This window comes from Streptomyces sp. SAI-135 (assembly GCF_029893805.1).
Taxonomy (GTDB): Bacteria; Actinomycetota; Actinomycetes; order Streptomycetales; family Streptomycetaceae; genus Streptomyces.
In genome coordinates this window covers 1,230,078-1,249,122 of the sequence record NZ_JARXYP010000002.1, presented here as the reverse complement: position 1 = coordinate 1,249,122, position 19,045 = coordinate 1,230,078, and the positions used below count along the sequence as shown (strand labels likewise).

The following is a 19,045-nucleotide window of genomic DNA, read 5'->3' as shown; positions in this document are numbered from 1 at the left end:
GCGGGATCAGACCGCGGGCGCAGGATAGGTCGGGTACTCCACCCCGGTCACGTGCTGCACGACCCGGACCACCTGGCAGGAGTAGCCGAACTCGTTGTCGTACCAGAGGTAGAGGATGGCGTTGTCCCCGTCGACCTTGGTGGCGCCGGCGTCGACGATCGAGGAGTGGCGCGAGCCGATGAAGTCGCTGGAGACCGCGTCGGGGGCCGTGGTGAAGTCGATCTGGCGCTTGAGCGGGGAGGTGAGCGAGACGTCCCGCAGGTGGTCGAGGACCTCCTCGCGGGTGGTCTCACGGCCGAGGCGCAGGCTGAGGATCGCGATGGAGACGTCCGGCACCGGCACCCGGATCGAGCTGCCGGTGATCGGTGCCTTGAGCTCGGGCAGCGCCTTGGCCACGGCGGAGGCGGCGCCCGTCTCCGTGATCACCATGTTCAGCGGCGCGGAGCGGCCCCGGCGGTCGGCCTTGTGGTAGTTGTCCAGCAGGTTCTGGTCGTTGGTGAACGAGTGGACCGTCTCCACGTGGCCGCGCAGCACGCCGTACTCGTCGGCCATCGCCTTCAGCGGCGGCACGATCGCGTTGGTGGTGCAGGACGCGCAGGACAGGATCTGTTCGTCCGGCTTGATCGTGTCGTGGTTGACGCCGTGCACGATGTTCGGGACGTCGCCCTTGCCCGGCGCGGTCAGCACGACCTTGTCGATGCCGGGGCGCAGGTGCTGGGAGAGGCCCTCACGGTCACGCCACTTGCCGGTGTTGTCGATGAGGATGGCGTTCTTGATGCCGTACGCCGTGTAGTCGACCTCGGAAGGGTCGTTCGCGTAGATCACCTTGACGGTGTTGCCGTTGGCGATGATCGCGCTCTCGGCCTCGTCGACGGTGATCGTGCCCTGGAACTGGCCGTGGATGGAGTCCCGGCGCAGCAGCGAGGCCCGCTTCACGAGGTCCTCGGAGGCCCGTCCGCCGCCGCCGCGGACCACGATCGCGCGCAGCCGCAGACCGTTTCCGGAACCGGCCTTCTCGATCAGCAGCCGGGCCACCAGGCGCCCGATGCGGCCGAAGCCGTAGAGGACGACGTCCCGCGGCTCACGGCGGTCGATCTTGTTGCCGCCCGTCGCTCCGGCCACGGCCTCGGCGGTGAACTCGGCCACCGACAGGCCGCGGTCGTCGGCCTGGTAGATCTCGGCCAGCCGGCCGATGTCGATCTGCGAGGGACCGAGGTCCAGCGCGGTGAGGGCCTGGACGAAGGGCAGCGTGTCGGTGACGGAGAGCTCCTCACCGGCGATCTGCCGGGCGAACCGATGGGTCTTGAGGATGCTGACCACCGACTTGTTCACCAGGGAACGGCTGTGCAGCAGAACCGTTACATCACGCTCCCGGTGCAGCCTCCCGATCATCGGGATCATCGATTCCGCGATCTCCTCGCGGTTCTTCCAGTCGGTGAACGAGTCGTCCTTGACAGTCACAGAATTCTCTTTCGAGCTAGGCAGCGCTCATATGCTAACCCCCTGATGTTTTGATCGATCGTCGGGGTGGCGGAGCTCACTGACCCAGGAGCCGGGGCGGTGTGGTGTCCGGAACCGGCCGCAGCAGCGCGGGGTGCGCGTCGGCCACCCGCTCCCTGGTGAACGCGGTCATGATCCGGCGGGCCAGCAGGGGATCGGCCGGGAGCGTGTGCGCGGCGAACCAGCGGGCGGGCGCCGGGTCGGGACAGGGCTCGACGAACTCAGCGCCCGCGTAGTCGTCCAGCGGCGGGTCGTAGATGTAGCCGCAGACCACGTCGTGCCGCACCAGCCGCTGCACGAGCGCGTCGCGGTCGTGCACCAGAAGCGGCACCCGGAACAGGGGGAGGGGGCCGTCGTGCGCCGTGCGGTCGCGCAGCGCCGGCGAGGCCCACGGCGTGCCCGCCAGCAGGGCGACCCCGGCCCTGCGCCGGGCCAGGTTCTCGTCGAGCCGGGCCATCCGCAAGCCCAACTGGCCGCGCACCAGCGTGCCGTGCCGGGAGCGGTAGCCGTGCAGGTCGACGCGGACCCACCGCTCGTAGGCGGTCAGGCTCGGGGCCTCGCGGGCGGATGCGGCGAGCCGCGGCGCGTGCAGGGCCATCCGGAACGCGTCGCGCTCCATCAGCCCGAGGCGCTCCATGGTCCGCCACACCGGGCGCACCAGATGGAGCGACCGGACGGCGGACCGGGCCAGCGGACGCAGGGTCGTGGCGAGGTCCTCGCGCAGTCGGCCGGGGATCAGGAGATCGTCCCGCAGCAGCTCCAACTCCCGGCGCGTGCGCACGTCCTCGACGGCGAGGAAGCCGCCCGCCATGCCCGCCACGTGCTTGGACAGGCTGAACGCCGCCGCCTTGCCGAAGGTGCCGACCGGCTGCCCGTCCACATGGCTGCCGATCGCGTGCGCCGCGTCCTCGAACAACGGGATCCCCAACTGCGCGCAGCGGCGCCGCAGTTCGAGGACCCGGTCGGGTACGCCGTACAGGTTGGTGGTGAGGACCGCGTCCACGTCGCGCCAGGTCGACTCCGGCACGGCGGCCGGGTCGATGTTGCCGTCCCAGACGGACACGGGCGCCAGTACGGGGCGCAGCCCGGCCGCGAGGACCACGAACAGGATCACGTCGTCGTTCACCGGCGACATCAGCACCTTCGCGCCCGGCCGGCACCAGCGTCGCAGCGCCAGGTACAGGGCCAGCCGGGCCGAGGGCGTGTAGACGCACGGGCGTCCCAGTCGCCGGGTCATCGTCGCGGCCAGCCGCGAGCCGTACGGCATCGGCACCCCTTGTGTCGACGGGCCGGGGAACGGCCGTGGAAGAGGACGTGAGCAGGCCCCCTGCGGGGCCGGGGGCGGGCGGGCGCGCGTCAGCTCGCCAGCGGTCCCGCGCCGGCGGAGTCCGAACGCTGCCCCGAGGTGCGCAAGGTGCCCACGGTCTTCAGGAGACGGTCGGCGGGCTCGCGCAGGGCGGGGTGGGCGTTGACCGTGTTGCGCAGCCCCCGCACCGGCCGGCGCCACAGACGGTGGGCGGTCGCGACCGGATGGGGACGGGTGGCGAACCCTTCCGCCACGCGCAGCTCACGGGTCTTGAGCCAGTCCTTCCACTCCTTGTCGCCGCGCCCCATGTCCATCAGCCTCGCCCCGCGCCGGCCCGCGGCCTCGGCCATCCGCAGATGCATGATCAAGCCGGGGGAGTAGTAGCGCAGTTCGGGGTCGTACGCGGTGAACCAGGGGGCGAACACCGTGCGCGAGATCGGCCCGAAGTGGGCGGCCACCGGGCGGTCACCGGCGTAGACGACCGAGAGGACCCCGGTGAAGTGCTCCTCGCGGACCTGGAAGAGGTCCGACACGAGGTTCACGATCCACGGTCGCGCGAACCGGTCCATCCGGCCGGTCCTGCGGTACTGGGCCGACTTCCACCGCATCAGCGTGCGCAGCGCCCGGGGATCGCGCTCGTCGAACACGAACCGCACCTCGCCCAGGTCACGCGTGAGCCGGCGCTCCTTCTTGAGGGTCGTCCTGGCGAGCCCCGGGTACGCTCCCCGCAGCCACTCCGGGTAACTGTCGCTGCCGACCTTCAGATCGATCACCGGGGAGGCGAACGTCCCCGTGACGTAGGGGGCGAAGGGCTTCTGTTCCTCGACGAGGTGGTCGAACTCGAACACCGAGAGCCGGCACGCCTTCAGCAGCGCCCGGGTGTCCCAGGTGACCCCGGGTCGGTGCACGAGGCCCTGGCAGTCCGACAGTCCGAGCCCGATGGCCCGGCCGACGCCGAGGGAGCCGCGTTCGTACGGGAGGAAGCCCACGGCCTCGCCGCGCTGGTGCAGGACCGCCACCCGGGCGCCGCCGCGGTGCCTGGCGACGCCGGCCGCGAACTCCGGTGCCAGGAACGGGTTGGCGTAGTCGGGCGACTCGTCCATCGCCCGGTGCCAGGCCTCGCGGAGCGAGCTGTCGAGTTCTCCGGGTCTGTGGATCGTTATGTCCGTGTCACTGCTCATGGATCGCATGGGCGATCGTTCCCCCCAATTCCCCCCACGACGCGGCGTCCGCGTCCCGCCGATCGAAATGCCGGCAAGGATCAAACGTCGCCAAACAGTACGCATGCTGTCAAGGGTGCCTGCCGTAACGGAAGAGCGCGGATCGGACGCCGCCGGTTCCCACCCTCCGCTCACGGCAGCGGCCGTCGCTTCTCGGCCGCGCCCCGGCGTCCGTCCGGGCCCTGGAGCCCGGCTTGCGGTCGATCGCCGCTGAGTCGTCGATTGCCGCCTGCGGTGTGGGCGAGGGCTGCCACTTTCGGCCGTGCCACGGCGTCCGCGCGGGTCTTGATGCCGGGCTTGCGGTCGGTCTGCCGTTGAGTCGTCGATTGCCGCCCGTGGTGTCGGAGGCGGCGGTTGCTTTTGGCCGGGCCATGCCGTCCATGCGGGTCTTCATGCGCCGGCTTGTCGTCGGTGTGCCGCGCCGTCGTCGATTCCCGGCGCCGGTCACGGCAGCAGCCGACGTTCCTTGGCCGCGGCCACCGCGCCGGCTCGGGTCTGGACGCCCAACTTGGCGTAGATGCGGCCCAGGTGGGTCTTGACCGTCGCCTCGCTGATGAACAGGGCGCGGGCGATCTCCCGGTTGCCGAGGCCGCGGGCGAGTTGCGCGAGGATGTCGTGCTCGCGGGCGGACAGGGCGGGGCGGGGGCTGCGCAGCCGGGTCAGCAGACGGTCGGCCACCGGCGCGGACAGCGTGCTGCGGCCCGAGGCCGCGTCACGGATGGCCGAGAACAGCTCCTCCGGCTGTTCCGCCTTGAGGAGGTAACCGGTGGCGCCCGCCTCGACGGCACGGGTGATGTCGGCGTCGGTGTCGAACATGGTGAGCACCAGCACCCGGGGACCCCGCTCGCCCCGGGCGGTGAGTTGCCGGGTGGCGGTCACCCCGTCCATGCCGGCGTCGAGCTGAAGATCCATCAGGACGACGTCCGGGTGCAGGTGGGCCGCCATGGCGAGGGCCTCCTCCCCGGTCGCCGCCTCCCCGACCACGTCGATGCCGTCCGCGCTGGAGAGCAGGGCGCGCAGCCCCGCGCGCACCACGGCGTGGTCGTCGCAGAGCAGCAGCCGGACGGGGGCGGCGGGGGGCGAGGTACTCACAGGGCGGGCTCCTTGACGACGAGCGGAACGGCGGCCGACACCACGGTGCCCTCTCCCGGCGTGGACTCCACGGTGAGCGTGCCGCCGGCCTGACGGGCCCGGATCCGCATGGCGGGAAGCCCGTGCCCGCGCGTCGACGAGCGGGACTCCGACAGTTCACGCTGCTCGAACCCCCGCCCGTTGTCCGCGACGTCCAGCGACACCTGGTCGTCCAGCCACGTCAGCGTGAGCGCGGCCCGGGTCGCCGCCGCGTGCTCCCGTACGTTGGCCAGCGCGCCCTGGGCGATGCGCAGCAACGCCGCCGCGACCCGCTCGGGAAGCGGGCCCTGCTCACCGTCGAGCCGGAACTCCACCGTCAGCCCCGGACCGCTCTTGCGCCGGGCGAGCTCGTCGAGGGCCTGCGTGAGGGAACGCTCCGCGAGGTCGGCCGGCGCCAGGTCGTGCACGAAGCGGCGGGCCTCGGAGAGGCTGCGCGAGGTGATCTCCGCGGCCGCCCGCACGTGCTCGAGCGCCGCGTCCCGATCGGCCCCCCACACCCGCTCGGCCGCCTGGAGCAGCATCCGCTGGCTGGACAGCTCCTGCGCCAGCGTGTCGTGGATCTCCGCGGACAGCCGCTGCCGCTCGGCCAGGACACCGGCCCGCCGCTCGGTGGCGGCGAGTTCGTGCCGGGTGCGGACCAAGTCCTCGATCAGCCCCCGCTGCCGGGTGCCCTGCCGTTGCAGATGCACCAGTACGGCGGTGGCGACCGCGGCGACGGCCGGCGGGGCCAGGACCATGTTGGGGTTGAGCGGCCCGTCGGCCACCCGTATCTCCGAGAGCACGACCAGCGCGGTGAGCACCGCCGCCGCCGGCACCGCGATCCTCGGCGGCAGCGCGTGCAGTCCGGCGAACAGCAGGGGCATCACGCACCAGGTGGCGCTCGGCGCGAGCACGAGCAGCACGCCCCAGACGGCGGTGACCGAGGCCAGCCACCCCAGATGACGCCGGGTGGGCGGCAGTCCAGGCCGGGGCGGCGGGGCGAGCAGAAGTCCGAGGACGTACAGCAGGAGGAAGAAGGCGAACAGCGTCACCACCCAGCCGGTGCGCGCCCCGCCCTGGTCGCGGCTCAGGAAGCGGGCGAACGACGAGCCCAGCAGCACGAGGAACGCGCCGTGCACGATCGCGCCCAGCCAGCGCTCGTCCGGATCGGTGTGGTTCATGCTCCGTGTCTAACGTGCCGGACACGGGACCGCATCAACCGATCGGCTGACATGGCGGTCGCCCGAGCCTCCCCGGCGGGCGAGCCGGTCGACCGAGCCGGACCCCCGGCCGCCGCACCGAGGCTTGGCGGAAGAGCGAAGACCCGCGAAAGGCTCCCGATGCCCGCCAAGAACCTCACCGCCAACCGTGCCGCCCTCGGCCACCGTGTCGGCTACGCCCTGCGCCACCCCGACCGCGTGCCCCGCCACCTGGCCCGGGCCGCCCGCGACCTGTGGCTGCGCCGCCGGTACCCGGACCACATCTCCTACTACCGTGCCGTGATGCGCTCCGACACCCGGACCAGCCCGGATCTGGCCGTCGGCAGCCGCAACCGGGAGCGCTGGCTGGCGCTCGGCGCCCTGCAGTTCGACTACCTGCTCGGCCACGGTCTGCGCCCCGAGCACCGCATGCTGGAGATCGGCTGCGGCAACCTGCGCGGGGGCTGGCGCTTCATCCGTCATCTGGAGCCGGGTCACTACCACGGCATCGACATCTCGCCCGACATCCTCCTCGCCGCCCAGGACACGATCGTCGAGATGTCCCTCCAGAAGCGGCTGCCGCACCTGACCCCGGTCCGCGACCTGACCCTGCGCTTCCTGCCGGACGCCCACTTCGACGTCGTCCACGCGCACAGCGTCTTCTCGCACTCGCCACTGCCGGTGATCGAGGAGTGCCTGGCCCACGTCGGCCGGGTCCTCGCTCCGGGCGGCTGGTTCGACTTCACCTTCGACCGCACCGAGGGCGAGGAGCACCATGTGCTCCGGGAGGACTTCTACTACCGCGTCGAGACGCTCGTGACCCTCGCCGAGCAGCACGGGCTGCGCGCCCGGTTCATGGCGGACTGGGAGGAACTCCCGCACGGCCAGTCCAAGATCCGCGTGACGCACGGGGGTGAAAGGTGAGGCCGGTGAAAATTGCCTGTCGCCGCGGCCCGTGAGGGCACAGACTCGTGGCATGGCTGACATGGGGGAGTTCCGGGACGCGGTCACGGCGTGGGCGGCCGGCGGCACCGGCGAGAGGGCACGCGAACTGGCCGCGAAGCTGTCCGTGCGGACCGTCGTCCTGCTCGAAGGGCCGAGCGACGTGGCGGCGGTCGACGCGCTGGCCGCGAGCCGGGGCCGCGACCTGGCCGCCGAGGGGCTCTGCGTCCTGGCGATGGGCGGGGCGATGAGCGTGGGCCGCTTCGCGAGCCTGCTGGGCCCCTCGGGCCTGGGCCTGCGTCTGACCGGACTGTGCGACGAGCGGGAACGGCCCTTCTACGCACGGGGCTGGGAACGGGCGGGTGCGGCGCCGGACGGGTACTTCGTCTGCGCGGCGGACCTGGAGGACGAGCTCATCCGCGCCCTGGGGGCGCCCCGGGTGCGGGAACTCGTGCGCGAGGAGGGCGAGCTGCGGCAGTTGCAGACCTTCCTGTCCCAGCCCGCCCAGCGCGACCGCACCGCTGAGCAGCAGTTGCGCCGCTTCTTCGGCACGAAGTCGGGTCGCAAGATCCACTACGGGCGCGTCCTGGTCGAGGCACTGGACCCCGACCGGGTGCCCGGCCCGCTGGAGGACTTGTTCGCAGCCCTCTGACCGGGGGCGACGCGTGGGTCGGGCAGGTGAACCGACGGTGTGCGTGCCGTGTTCACCGATATCACTGCCCGGGGTCTTGTTAGGACAATCGCGGGGGATCTAGGGTCGACCCCGGGGAGCAAGCGCTTTCCCCGCATGTCAGCGTCCCCTTGCCGGACGTCCGAGGAGGACCGTATGCCCCGTCCAGCCCGCCGCCGCGTCGCCGTGGTCGGCACCGGCGCCATCGTCAGCGGCAGCCATCTGTCCGCGCTCAGGGCCCACGCCGAGCGCACGGAACTGGTCGCCGCCGTCGACGTGGACCAGGGCAGACTCGACGCCTTCCGCGAGCTCGCGGGCGACGAGGTCGCCGGGTACACCTCGGTCGGGACGATGCTGGACGCCGCACGGCCCGATCTGGTCCTCATCGGCACCCCGCCCTCGCTGCACCGGGAGCAGACGGTGGCCGCCCTCAAGGCGGGCGCCTGGGTGCTGTGCGAGAAACCGCTGACCCTGTCGCTCGCCGAGTACGACGAGATCGCCGCGGCCGAGGAGGCGTCCGGCGCCTACGCCGCCGTGGTCTTCCAGCACCGCTACGGCTCCGGAGCCGTCCACGCGCGCCAGCTCATCACCAGCGGCGAGCTGGGCGCCCCCCGGGTCGCGCACTGCCAGACCACCTGGCACCGGGACGCCGCCTACTACGCCGTTCCGTGGCGCGGCACCTGGGCGAGCGAGGGCGGCGGCCCGACCATGGGCCACGGCATCCACCAGTACGACCTCCTGCTGCACCTGCTCGGCCCCTGGGCCGAGATCCGCGCCATGGCCGCCCGGCTGGTCCACGACACCGAGAGCGAGGACGTCTCCACGGCCCTGGTCCGGTTCGAGAACGGCGCGCTCGCGACCGTCGTCAACAGCGTGCTGTCGCCCGACGAGGTGAGCCGCATCCGCATCGACTGCGCCGACGCGACCGTCGAACTCACTCATCTGTACGGGCACCGCAACGAGGACTGGACGTACACCCCCGCCCCCCACGTGGCCGCCGACCGCGTAGACGCCTGGCGCACGCCCGCCGCCGACGTGCCCAGCTCGCACACGGCCCAGCTCGGCGCGCTCCTCGATGCGTACGACAACGGTGTCAGGCCCCCCGGCAGCGGCGCCGACGCGCGGGCCACCCTCGAGTTCGCCGCCGCGCTCTACAAGTCCGCCTTCACGGGGCAGCCCGTCACCGCGGGCGAGATCGCGCCGGGCGACCCCTTCTACCAGGCCATGCACGGCGACCACCCCCACTGGGCCCCCAAGGAGCGCGCATGAGCATCCGCGTCAGCCACGTCCACGGCGAGCACATCGCCGTCGAGGCGGCGAACGGCACGGAGATCCTCCGCTACGTCTACCGCCCCGACCCCGAGGCCTTCGAGGCCCAGAAGCCCTACGCCCACCCGGTGCGCACCCTCGGCGGCCGCACGGTGACCGGCTACCGGCCCAACGACCACCGCTGGCACAAGGGCCTGCAGATGACGGCCAGCCATCTGTCGGGGCAGAACTTCTGGGGCGGCAACTGCTATGTCCACGGCCAGGGTTACCTCCCCCTGCCGGACCGGGTCGGTTCGATGCGGCACGACGGCTTCCCCGCGTTCACGGTCTCCGAGGGCCGGCTGGACGTCACCGAGGCGCTGACCTGGGTGGAGAACGGCGGCGAGGAGTGGGCGCGCGAGGAGCGCGGCCTGGCCGTCCACTCGGTCGACGAGACGGCCGGCTCCTGGGCGCTCGACTGGTCGATCCGGCTCACCAACCTGCGTGCCGAACCGCTCGCCTTCGGTTCCCCCACCACCGCGGGCCGTGACATGGCCGGGTACACCGGACTCCAGTGGCGCGGCCCCCGCGACTTCACCGGCGGCGCGGTCTTCGCCCCGGACACCGACGGCGACGCGGACAAGCTGATGGGCAGCCAGAGCCCCTGGCTCGCCTTCACCAGCGAGCACGACGACGTGGACGCCCACTCCACGCTCGTCTTCGCGCACGCCCCCGAGAACCTCGATCCGGGGACCGCGATCCACGAGTCGCACTGGTTCGTGCGCTCCCGGCCCTTCCCGACGGTGGCGTTCTCGTGGGCGTTCTTCGAGGAGTTCGAGCTGCCGCCGGGGGAGTCCTTCGCGTACCGGTACCGGCTGCTCGTCGCCGACGGCGCCTGGGACGAGGAACGCGTCGCCGCGCGCCTGGAAGGCCTGCCCTGGTGAAGCCCGGCCTCCCCCACCCGCTGCCGGGTGCCGTGGGCCTGTCCCACCTGAGCGCCTACGACTGGGAGGCCGCCGACGGCGTCTGCGGCGGCAGCCCGCACCTGCACCTGGTGTGCACCGAGGCGTACGTCGTCACCGGCGGCCGGGGCGCCGTGCAGACGCTGAGCCCCGACGGCTACCGCGAGATCCCTCTGGAGCCCGGCGCGATCGCCTGGTTCACACCGGGAACCGTGCACCGCATGGTCCAGGGCGGCGATCTGCGCATCACCGTGCTGATGCAGAACAGCGGTCTGCCCGAGGCCGGGGACGCGGTCTTCACCTTCCCGCCCGAGGTGCTCGCCGACCCCGCACGGTACGCCGCCGCGGCCCGGCTCCCGCCGGGAACCGGGCCGGAGACGGCGGCCGCCGCCCGGCGCCGCAGGGACCTCGCCGTCGAGGGCTACCTCGTGCTGCGCGAGGCCCTGGCCGACGGCGACAACGGCCCGTACCTGGAGTTCCAGCGGGCCGCCGCCGGGCTGGTGCGGGACAAGGTGCCCCACTGGCGCGAGCTGTGGCGGGCCGGCGCCCTGGCCACCGCCGAGCGCACCGGCGCCCAGCTCGACGCGCTGGCGTCCGGAGAGCCGTCGTATCTCGGTGCCGCCACCGCCCACGAGGCCGTGCCGACACGGCTCGGCGGCTTCGGGATGTGCGGCAGACGCGACGAGTACGACCTGCCGGGCACGACACTGCCGTACGGCGGCCGGTGACACCGGTACGCACCTCGGAGATCGAGTCACGGCACGAGCGCATGACGTCCCGCGAGGCGGCCGAGACCTGTGTCACCGAGGTGGAGGCCGCCGCGTCCCTGCCCTTCGGGTCAGTGGGCCGCCTTGAACGACCGCAGCCGCAGCGAGTTGCCGACCACGAACACCGATGAGAACGCCATCGCCGCCCCGGCCAGCATCGGGTTGAGCAGTCCGGCGGCCGCGAGGGGCAGGGCGGCCACGTTGTAGGCGAAAGCCCAGAAGAGGTTGGACCGGATCGTGCCCAGGGTGCGGCGGGCGAGGCGGATGGCGTCCGCCGCGGCCCGCAGGTCGCCCCGGACGAGGGTCAGGTCGCCGGCCTCGATCGCGGCGTCCGTGCCCGTGCCCATCGCGAGTCCCAGGTCGGCCTGGGCCAGCGCGGCCGCGTCGTTGACGCCGTCACCGACCATCGCCACCGAACGGCCCTCGGCCTGAAGGCGCTTGACGACGTCGACCTTGTCCTGCGGCAGCACCTCGGCGATCACCTGCTCGGAGGCGATACCGACCTCCCGGGCGACGGACTCGGCCACGGCCCGGTTGTCGCCGGTCAGCAGGACGGGGGTGAGCCCGAGCCCCCGCAGCCGGGTGATCGCCTCGTGGCTGGTGTCCTTGACCGCGTCGGCGACCTCGAGCACGGCCCGTGCCTCGCCGTCCCAGGCGACCGTGATGACGGTACGGCCGGACGACTCGGCCGTGGCGCTTGTGAGCCGCAGTTCCTCCGGCAGCTCGATCGCCCAGTCGGCGAGCAGTCGCCCGCGTCCGACGAGGACGGCGTGTCCGTCGACGATGCCCTGGACGCCGAGCCCCGGAACGTTCGCGAAGTCCTCGGGGGCGGGCAGTGAACCCAGCTTCTCCAGCGCCGCGTCGGCGACCGCGCGGGCCACCGGGTGCTCCGAGGCGTGCTCCAGGGCGCCCGCCAGCCGCAGGACCTCGGCCTCGTCGGTGCCGGGGGCGGTGTGCACGGCGAGCAGGGTCATCCGGCCGGTGGTGACGGTGCCGGTCTTGTCCAGGACCACGGTGTCGACCTTGCGTGTGGACTCCAGGACCTCAGGGCCCTTGATCAGGATGCCGAGTTGAGCTCCGCGCCCGGTCCCGACCAGCAGCGCGGTCGGCGTGGCCAGACCCAGGGCGCACGGGCACGCGATGATCAGCACGGCGACGGCGGCGGTGAACGCGGCGGCCGTACCGGCGCCGTTGCCGAGCCAGAAGCTCAGGGTGCCGAGCGCGAGCGCGATCACCACCGGCACGAAGACCCCGGAGATCCGGTCCGCGAGCCGCTGCGCGGCCGCCTTGCCGTTCTGGGCGTCCTCGACCAGCTTGGCCATCCTGGCGAGCTGGGTGTCCGCGCCGACCCGGGTCGCCTCGACGACGAGCCGTCCGCCCGCGTTGAGGGTGGCGCCGGTGACGGAGTCGCCGGGGGTGACCTCCACCGGCACGGACTCACCGGTGAGCATGGAGGCGTCCACCGCGGAGGAGCCCTCGACGACGGTCCCGTCGGTGGCGATCTTCTCGCCGGGGCGCACGAGGAAGCGGTCGCCCACCTTCAAGTCGGCCACGGGCACGGTCTGTTCACGACCGCCCGCGTGCAGCACTGTCACGTCCTTCGCGCCCAGCTCCAGCAGCGCCTTGAGGGCCGCGCCCGCCTTGCGCTTGGAGCGGGCCTCGAAGTACCGCCCGGCCAGGATGAAGGCGGTGACCCCGGCCGCGGCCTCCAGGTACAGGTTCCCGGTGCCGTCACCGCGGGCGATCGTCAGCTCGAAGGGGTGCGTCATGCCCGGAGTGCCGGCGGTCCCGAGGAACAGGGCCCACAGCGACCAGCCGAAGGCGGCCGTCGTACCGACCGAGATCAGCGTGTCCATGGTCGCCGCGCCATGCCGGGCATTGGTGAACGCCGCCTTGTGGAAGGGCCATCCGGCATACGTCACCACGGGCGCCGCCAGCGTCAGCGACAGCCACTGCCAGTACTCGAACTGAAGCGCCGGGATCATCGCCATCGCGACGACGGGCACCGCCAGCACGACGGCGGTCACCAGGCGTTCGCGCAGGGGCCGCAGTTCGTCGGGCCCCTCGTCGTCCGGGGCGGCCGACTCCGGTGGGGCCGGCTCCTGGGCCGTGTACCCGGTCTTCTCGACGGTCGCTATCAGGTCCTGGACCGAGACGTCCGCGGTGTGGGTGACCCGGGCCTTCTCGGTGGCGTAGTTGACGGTGGCGGTGACCCCGTCCATCCGGTTGAGCTTCTTCTCGATGCGCGCCGCGCACGAGGCGCAGGTCATGCCGCCGATGGCGAGTTCGGTCTCGGCCGCCGCGGTGGTGGTCATCGCTGCTCCTCATGGATACGGGGTGGGAGTATGCTGCGTTGCGACTCATGTATACCCCGGGCGGGTATCCAGGGCAAGCGTGGAACCGGGTTGACTTCATACCCCCTGGGGGTATGGTGAGGTGCATCGGAAAGCCCGTCGACCTCCAGGAGCCGGTCATGAACGCTGGACTGAAGATCACCGCATTCGCCGCCGCGCTGGCCGCGACGTTCGGCACCGCCTGGGGCGTGGGCCAGGGCATCGGTCCCGTCGTCGACGAGGAGCCGCCCGCCCGGCACGACGCACACGCGGGCGACAGCGACTCGGCGCGGCCGGACACCTCAGAAAACCCGGCGCACGCGGAGCACTCCGGGCAACCGGGGCAGGAGTCGCCCCCGGCCGGAGGCCTGCAGATCTCCGAGAACGGCTACACGCTCGATCTGCGGACCCCTCGCCTCACGGCCGGACGCACCACCGACCTCCGCTTCGCCATACGGGGCGACGACGGTCGCGCGGTCACGGCGTTCCGCCGGGAGCACGACAAGGAACTCCACCTCATCGTCGCCTCGCGCGACCTGAACACCTACCGGCATCTGCACCCCACCCGGGCCGCCGACGGAACCTGGAGCATCCCCGTCTCCCTGCCCCGCGCGGGCGGCTACCGGGTCTTCGCCGACTTCACCCCCGAGAAGAAGGGCGCCGAGAACCTCACCCTCGGCGCGGACCTCGCCGTGTCCGGAACCTACGCGCCGCGAGACCTTCCGGCGCCGGACACCACCGCCGTCACCGACGGCTACGAGGTGAAGCTCGGCGGAGCGCTGCGCCCCGGCGCCGCCCGCGAACTGAAGCTCACGGTGTCCCGGGGCGGCAGGCCCGTCACCGACCTCCAGCCCTACCTCGGCGCCTACGGCCACCTGGTCGCCCTGCGCTCCGGCGACCTCGCCTACCTCCACGTCCACCCGAACGGCGAGCCCGGTGACGGCACCACCGCCGCCGGCCCGGACGTCTCCTTCACGGCCACGGCACCCAGCAGCGGCACCTACCGGCTGTTCCTGGACTTCAAGCACCAGGGCAAGGTGCACACCGCCGCGTTCACGGTCCGGACGGGAGGAGCGCCCACCGCACCCGTCCCCGACACCACCGACGGCCACGGCCACGGCCACTGATCGCAGCCGATGCGGATCCTCGTGACGCGCCGACGGGCACGGCCGCCGGCCTCAGCCGATGCGGGTCCCCTCGCCGGCGACCCGGATCCGGGGGTCGCCCGGCCGGAGGGTCACCGTGAGCCTGCCGGGGCGGCCCAGGTCCTCGCCCTGGTGGAGGGTGAGGACGGCGTCCTCGGGGACGAGACCGAGTTCGCGGGCGTAGGCCCCGAATGCCGCCGCGGCGGCACCGGTCGCCGGGTCCTCGACGACACCGCCCACGGGGAACGGGTCACGGACGTGGAAGACGGTGGCCGACTCCCGCCACAGCAACTGGACCGTGGTCAGGTCCAGCCGGTGCATCAGCGCTTCGAGGCGCGCGAAGTCGTACGCCAGCTCCGCGAGGCGTGTGCGGGTCGCCGCCGCCAGGACGAGGTGGCGGGCACCGGCGAACGCGATCCGGGGCGGGAACGCCGGGTCGAGATCGCCGGCCGGCCAGTCGAGCGCGGCCAGCGCCTCCGCGAGGTCGGCGCCGGAGACCTCCTCCAGGTGCGGTTCGACGCTGGTGAGCGTGGCCAGGACCGTCCCGTCCTCCTCGGCCACCGACACCGGCACGGTCCCGGCGGGTGTGGCGAACACCAGCTCGCCCGGCCCGATCCGCTCGGCCAGCGCGAGGGCGGTCGCCACGGTGGCGTGCCCGCAGAACGGCACCTCGGCCTTGGGGCTGAAGTAGCGGATGCGGAACGTCCGTCCCTTGGGTCCCTCCAGCCCCTCCGGCGGCGCGGTCAGGAACGCCGACTCCGAGTACCCCAGCTCGGCGGCGATGGCCAGCATCTCGTCGTCGGTGAGGGTGGAGGCGTCCAGTACGACACCGGCGGGGTTGCCGCCCTCGGGGCTGCTGGAGAAGGCGGTGTATCGCAGGACCTCGGGCCGCGGCGCGTTCGTCGTCATGGTGACGGCAACGTGGGACCAGGTGGCGGCTATTCCGGGACCTCAGCCGAGGGCCCGGTCCAGGTTGAACGCCGCGCTGATCAGGGCGAGATGGGTGAACGCCTGCGGGAAGTTGCCCTGCTGCTCACCGGTGTTGCTGATCTCCTCGGCGTACAGTCCCAGGTGGTTGGCGTAGGTGAGCATCTTCTCGAAGGCCAGGCGCGCCTCGTCGATCCGCCCGGCGTGCACCATGGCCTCCACGTACCAGAACGAGCAGATCGAGAAGGTGCCCTCGTCACCGCGCAGCCCGTCGGGGCTGGCCGCCGGGTCGTAGCGGTAGACGAGGGAGTCCGACACCAGCTCCTCGGTCAGCGCGTCCAGCGTGGACAGCCACTTCGGGTCGGTCGGCGCGATGAACTTGGTCAGCGGCATCATGAGCACGGCCGCGTCGAGCACATCGCCGTCCTCGTGCTGGACGAACGCCTGCCGGGTGTCGGACCAGCCGCGGTCCATGATCCGCCGGTAGATCGTGTCGCGGCTCTCCCGCCAGCGGTTCAGGTCGGCCGGCAGTCCGCGCCGGTTGGCCATGCGGATCGCCCGCTCGATCGCCACCCAGCACATCAGCCGTGAGTACAGGAAGTTCTTGCGGCCGCCGCGGGTCTCCCAGATCCCCTCGTCGGGCTGGTCCCAGTGCTCGCACACCCACTCCACCAGCGTGCACACGTCGTCCCACTGGCCGCTGGAGATCGGCTTGGCCCACTTGTCGTAGAGGTAGATCGAGTCGATCAGGGCCCCGTAGATGTCCAGTTGGAGCTGGTCGGCCGCCGCGTTGCCGACCCGCACCGGCGCGGAGCCCTGATGCCCCTCCAGATGGCCGAGTTCACGTTCCGTCAGGTCGGTGCGGCCGTCGATGCCGTACATGATCTGGAGCGGGCCCGAGGGGCCGTGGCCCTCCGGAGCGACGTGCCGGATGAGGAAGTCCATGAACTGCTCGGCCTCGCTGGTGAAGCCGAGCCGCAGCAAGGCGTACACGCAGAAGGCGGCGTCGCGCACCCACACGTACCGGTAGTCCCAGTTGCGCTCGCCGCCGAGCTGTTCGGGCAGGCTCGTGGTCGGCGCGGCCACGATGGCGCCGGTGGGCGCGTAGGTGAGCAGCTTGAGGGTGAGGGCGGAGCGGTGCACCATCTCCCGCCAGCGGCCCCGGTACTTGGAGGCGGACAGCCAGTGCCGCCAGTAGGCGACCGTGCTGTTGAACTGTTCTTCGGCCTCGGTGCGCGCGCACCGGCGCGGAGTCACCTCGCCGCCCACCTGGTCCAGCGCGAACACCGCCGACTCGCCCTCGGAGAGCTTGAAGTCGGCGCGGGCGTCCGGGCCCTGGGTCTCCAGGGGCACGGTCGCCGTCAGACCGAGCGACAGCTTCGGTGACTCGAAGACCGCCACGTCCCCGACCATGCGCACGGTGTGCGGCTGCGCGCCGTAGTCGAAGCGCGGCGCCACCCGGGTGCGGAAGGGGATCGAACCCCGGACACACACCACCCGCCGGATCAGCCGGTGCCGCTCGGTCTCGACCGTGTCGCCGTCGACCGGCATGAAGTCCTGGACCTCGCCCACCCCGTCCTCGGTGTAGAATCGGGTGATCAGGACGTTGGTGTCGGGGAAGTAGAACTGCTTGGTCCGCGCCGGCACGGCCGCCGCCAGCTCGAAGCTGCCACCGCGCTCCGCGTCGAGGATCGACGCGAAGACACTCGGCGCGTCGAAGGACGGGCAGCAGTACCAGTCGATCGTGCCGTCGGTCCCGACCAGCGCCACACTGCGCAGGTCCCCGATCAGACCGTGCTCGGCGATCGGCAGGTAGCCCGTCCGATCCGTGGGTGATCCGCTGTGGTCCCTGGCTGATCCGTTCATCGCGGCCTCCTGCGGATCAGCCTAGGCAGGTTCGGCCACGGACGTCAGGGGAACGGCCCTCACACCGTGAGGACCCGCAGCCCCGCCTCCTCGAACCTCCGGACCGTCTCCGGGGCCGCCGCCGAGTCCGTGACCAGCGTGCCGACCTTCCCGGCGGCGCAGATCCGGGCGAACGCCCGCTGCCCCAGCTTGCTGGAGTCGGCGGCCACGACGACCCGCTCGGCCCGCTCGCACAGCAGCCGGTTGATCGCCGCCTCCGCCTCGTCGTGGGCGGCGGCTCCGTGGGTGACGTCGAAGGCGACGACCCCGAGCACCGCCACATCGAGGGTGATCTGGCTCAGCACGCCGTCCGCGAGCGGCCCGACCAGCTCGTACGACTGCGGGCGCGCGACCCCGCCGGTCAGCACGATCTTGAACTGAGGGCGGACGGCCAGCTCATTGGCGATGTTGAGCGCGTTGGTGACGATCGTCAGCGCGGGGGAGCCGCTGGAGAGGTCCCCGCGCACGGCGAGGGCCCTGGCCGCCTCGGTGGTGGTCGTGCCGCCGGTCAGCCCCACGGCCTCGCCGGGCGCGATCAGCTCCGCGACCGCCTTCGCGATGCGCTGTTTCTCGGAGGCGTGGCGGGCCGTCTTGTACCGCAGCGGCAGCTCGTACGACACCCCGTGCACGACCGCCCCGCCCCGGGTGCGCACCAGCATCTGCTGCTCGGCCAGCTGGTCGAAGTCACGGCGGATCGTCGCGGCCGAGACCTCCAGATCGGCGGCCGCCTCCTCGACGTCCAGCCGGCCCCGCTCGACGAGCAGCTCCAGCAGCGCCTTCCACCGGGCGTCCCGTGACATCCGCACCCTCCGTCCCTCGCCCTCCCGGCGACCCTAGCGCACGCTCCTTGCGCACGAATGCTTGATAGTGCTCGAAAGATGGCTATATCTTGCAAGAACAAGCATGGAGAGGGAGGGGTGCGGCATGACCCATGTCGAGGACGAGCTGACCAGCCAGCCCGAGTGCTGGAGCCGGGCGGCGGCGGAGGCGGCACACCACTCCGGCGCGCTTCCCGCACCGGGGGAGCGGGTCGCGATCGTCGGGTGCGGCACCTCGTACTTCATGGCACAGGCGGTGGCCGCACTGCGGGAGGGCGCGGGCCAGGGCGAGACGGACGCCTTCGCCGCCTCGGAGTTCCCGCACGGCCGCTCCTACGACCGGATCGTCGCCCTCACCCGGTCCGGCACGACGACCGAAGTCCTCGACCTGCTCGGGCAGGTGAAGGGGCGCACGCGCACCACGGCCCTCACCGCCGACCCCGCCACCCCGGTGACGGACGCCGCCGACGAGGTCGTCGTCCTCGACTTCGCCGACGAACGCTCCGTCGTGCAGACCAGGTTCGCGACCACCGCCCTCACCCTGCTCCGCGCCCACCTGGGCCTGCACACCGAGGAAGTCGTCGAGGACGCCCGCACCGCGCTCGCGACACCCCTGCCCGAAGGGCTCGTCGGGTGCACGCAGTTCACCTTCCTCGGCCGGGGCTGGACGGTGGGCCTGGCCAACGAGGCCGGGCTGAAGATGCGCGAGGCCTCTCTCGCCTGGACCGAGGCCTACCCGGCGATGGAGTACCGGCACGGCCCCATCAGCGTCACCACCCGCGGCACCGCCACCTGGATGCTCGGCGAGGCCCCCGAGGGGCTGGCCGCACAGGTGCGGGAGACCGGCGGACAGTGGGTCCCCGGCACCCTCGACCCGCTCGCCGAACTGGTCCGCGTGCAGCGCCTCGCGGTCGCCGTCGCCGCCGCCCGGGGCCTCGACCCGGACCGGCCCCGCCACCTCACCCGCTCGGTGATCCTCGCCCGCCCCTAGGA

The 19,045-nt window shown here is 72.3% G+C and carries 16 protein-coding genes; 7 read left to right on the top strand and 9 right to left on the bottom strand.

Features of this window, described 5'->3' with window-relative positions:
- Nucleotides 1-6: 6 nt before the first annotated feature.
- From M2163_RS10070 to M2163_RS10050, 5 genes are all read right to left on the bottom strand, one after another.
- Entirely contained in the window at nt 7-1,461 is a 1,455-nt protein-coding gene (locus M2163_RS10070) for a glyceraldehyde-3-phosphate dehydrogenase (RefSeq protein WP_280853134.1), read from the bottom strand.
- 76 nt (nt 1,462-1,537) lie between these two features.
- Nucleotides 1,538-2,767 (bottom strand): DegT/DnrJ/EryC1/StrS family aminotransferase, encoded by a 1,230-nt coding sequence (locus tag M2163_RS10065; RefSeq protein ID WP_280853135.1) that lies wholly within the window; start codon nt 2,765-2,767, stop codon nt 1,538-1,540.
- Between the two features lie 89 nt (nt 2,768-2,856).
- A complete protein-coding gene (locus M2163_RS10060) occupies nt 2,857-3,996 on the bottom strand; it encodes a GNAT family N-acetyltransferase (protein WP_280893783.1) in 1,140 nt (379 codons plus the stop codon).
- A 474-nt stretch (nt 3,997-4,470) separates the two neighbouring features.
- Complete coding sequence (locus tag M2163_RS10055) at nt 4,471-5,118, bottom strand: response regulator transcription factor (RefSeq protein ID WP_280853137.1); 648 nt, start codon at nt 5,116-5,118, stop codon at nt 4,471-4,473.
- Nucleotides 5,115-6,317 carry a sensor histidine kinase gene (locus tag M2163_RS10050; RefSeq protein WP_280893782.1) on the bottom strand — a complete coding sequence of 401 codons (1,203 nt, stop codon included), beginning with the start codon at nt 6,315-6,317 and terminating at the stop codon, nt 5,115-5,117. Before M2163_RS10050 ends, M2163_RS10055 begins: the two co-directional genes overlap by 4 nt.
- A 159-nt stretch (nt 6,318-6,476) precedes the next feature.
- On the opposite strand from M2163_RS10050, the gene M2163_RS10045 reads away from it, so the two are divergent.
- The 5 genes from M2163_RS10045 to M2163_RS10025 all read left to right on the top strand — a co-directional run bounded on the left by M2163_RS10045 (nt 6,477) and on the right by M2163_RS10025 (nt 10,885).
- The gene (locus M2163_RS10045; RefSeq protein WP_280853139.1) at nt 6,477-7,259 is read left to right on the top strand and encodes a class I SAM-dependent methyltransferase; all 783 of its coding nucleotides are present in this window, start codon (nt 6,477-6,479) and stop codon (nt 7,257-7,259) included.
- Nucleotides 7,260-7,311: 52 nt separating this feature from the next.
- Nucleotides 7,312-7,929 carry a TOPRIM nucleotidyl transferase/hydrolase domain-containing protein gene (locus M2163_RS10040; RefSeq protein ID WP_280853140.1) on the top strand — a complete coding sequence of 206 codons (618 nt, stop codon included), beginning with the start codon at nt 7,312-7,314 and terminating at the stop codon, nt 7,927-7,929.
- Nucleotides 7,930-8,103: 174 nt separating this feature from the next.
- The gene (locus M2163_RS10035; RefSeq protein ID WP_280893781.1) at nt 8,104-9,216 is read left to right on the top strand and encodes a Gfo/Idh/MocA family oxidoreductase; all 1,113 of its coding nucleotides are present in this window, start codon (nt 8,104-8,106) and stop codon (nt 9,214-9,216) included.
- A complete protein-coding gene (locus M2163_RS10030; RefSeq protein WP_280853142.1) occupies nt 9,213-10,139 on the top strand; it encodes a PmoA family protein in 927 nt (308 codons plus the stop codon). Before M2163_RS10035 ends, M2163_RS10030 begins: the two co-directional genes overlap by 4 nt.
- Entirely contained in the window at nt 10,136-10,885 is a 750-nt protein-coding gene (locus M2163_RS10025; RefSeq protein WP_280853143.1) for a cupin, read from the top strand. The genes M2163_RS10030 and M2163_RS10025 overlap by 4 nt, the downstream gene beginning before the upstream one ends.
- 110 nt (nt 10,886-10,995) lie before the next feature.
- Here M2163_RS10025 and M2163_RS10020 read toward each other — a convergent pair whose 3' ends face one another.
- Nucleotides 10,996-13,239, bottom strand: coding sequence for a heavy metal translocating P-type ATPase (locus M2163_RS10020; protein WP_280893780.1), 2,244 nt, complete (start codon nt 13,237-13,239; stop codon nt 10,996-10,998).
- Nucleotides 13,240-13,397: 158 nt separating this feature from the next.
- On the opposite strand from M2163_RS10020, the gene M2163_RS10015 reads away from it, so the two are divergent.
- Nucleotides 13,398-14,384 (top strand): hypothetical protein, encoded by a 987-nt coding sequence (locus tag M2163_RS10015; protein ID WP_280893779.1) that lies wholly within the window; start codon nt 13,398-13,400, stop codon nt 14,382-14,384.
- Between the two features lie 51 nt (nt 14,385-14,435).
- On the opposite strand, the gene M2163_RS10010 is transcribed toward M2163_RS10015, so the two are convergent.
- The 3 genes from M2163_RS10010 to M2163_RS10000 are packed head-to-tail and all read right to left on the bottom strand — an operon-like array spanning nt 14,436 to nt 18,034.
- Complete coding sequence (locus M2163_RS10010) at nt 14,436-15,311, bottom strand: PhzF family phenazine biosynthesis isomerase (RefSeq protein ID WP_280893778.1); 876 nt, start codon at nt 15,309-15,311, stop codon at nt 14,436-14,438.
- A gap of 42 nt (nt 15,312-15,353) precedes the next feature.
- A complete protein-coding gene (locus tag M2163_RS10005; protein WP_280893777.1) occupies nt 15,354-17,195 on the bottom strand; it encodes a glycoside hydrolase family 15 protein in 1,842 nt (613 codons plus the stop codon).
- Between the two features lie 59 nt (nt 17,196-17,254).
- On the bottom strand, nt 17,255-18,034 hold the full coding sequence (locus tag M2163_RS10000; RefSeq protein WP_280893776.1) for a DeoR/GlpR family DNA-binding transcription regulator: 780 nt from the start codon (nt 18,032-18,034) through the stop codon (nt 17,255-17,257).
- 124 nt (nt 18,035-18,158) lie between these two features.
- Here M2163_RS10000 and M2163_RS09995 point away from each other — a divergent pair, with 124 nt between their 5' ends.
- Complete coding sequence (locus M2163_RS09995; RefSeq protein WP_280893775.1) at nt 18,159-19,043, top strand: SIS domain-containing protein; 885 nt, start codon at nt 18,159-18,161, stop codon at nt 19,041-19,043.
- The last annotated feature ends 2 nt before the right edge of the window (nt 19,044-19,045 follow it).

Bases quoted from the DNA above. Each gene is read 5' to 3' on its own strand.
- M2163_RS10065 (WP_280853135.1), bottom strand. From the start codon at position 2,767: ATGCCGTACGGCTCGCGGCTGGCCGCGACGATGACCCGGCGACTGGGA.
- M2163_RS10060 (WP_280893783.1), bottom strand. From the start codon at position 3,996: ATGCGATCCATGAGCAGTGACACGGACATAACGATCCACAGACCCGGA.
- M2163_RS10050 (WP_280893782.1), bottom strand. From the start codon at position 6,317: ATGAACCACACCGATCCGGACGAGCGCTGGCTGGGCGCGATCGTGCAC.
- M2163_RS10045 (WP_280853139.1), top strand. From the start codon at position 6,477: ATGCCCGCCAAGAACCTCACCGCCAACCGTGCCGCCCTCGGCCACCGT.
- M2163_RS10040 (WP_280853140.1), top strand. From the start codon at position 7,312: ATGGCTGACATGGGGGAGTTCCGGGACGCGGTCACGGCGTGGGCGGCC.
- M2163_RS10035 (WP_280893781.1), top strand. From the start codon at position 8,104: ATGCCCCGTCCAGCCCGCCGCCGCGTCGCCGTGGTCGGCACCGGCGCC.
- M2163_RS10030 (WP_280853142.1), top strand. From the start codon at position 9,213: ATGAGCATCCGCGTCAGCCACGTCCACGGCGAGCACATCGCCGTCGAG.
- M2163_RS10020 (WP_280893780.1), bottom strand. From the start codon at position 13,239: ATGACCACCACCGCGGCGGCCGAGACCGAACTCGCCATCGGCGGCATG.
- M2163_RS10015 (WP_280893779.1), top strand. From the start codon at position 13,398: ATGAACGCTGGACTGAAGATCACCGCATTCGCCGCCGCGCTGGCCGCG.
- M2163_RS10010 (WP_280893778.1), bottom strand. From the start codon at position 15,311: ATGACGACGAACGCGCCGCGGCCCGAGGTCCTGCGATACACCGCCTTC.
- M2163_RS10005 (WP_280893777.1), bottom strand. From the start codon at position 17,195: ATGAACGGATCAGCCAGGGACCACAGCGGATCACCCACGGATCGGACG.
- M2163_RS10000 (WP_280893776.1), bottom strand. From the start codon at position 18,034: ATGTCACGGGACGCCCGGTGGAAGGCGCTGCTGGAGCTGCTCGTCGAG.
- M2163_RS09995 (WP_280893775.1), top strand. From the start codon at position 18,159: ATGACCCATGTCGAGGACGAGCTGACCAGCCAGCCCGAGTGCTGGAGC.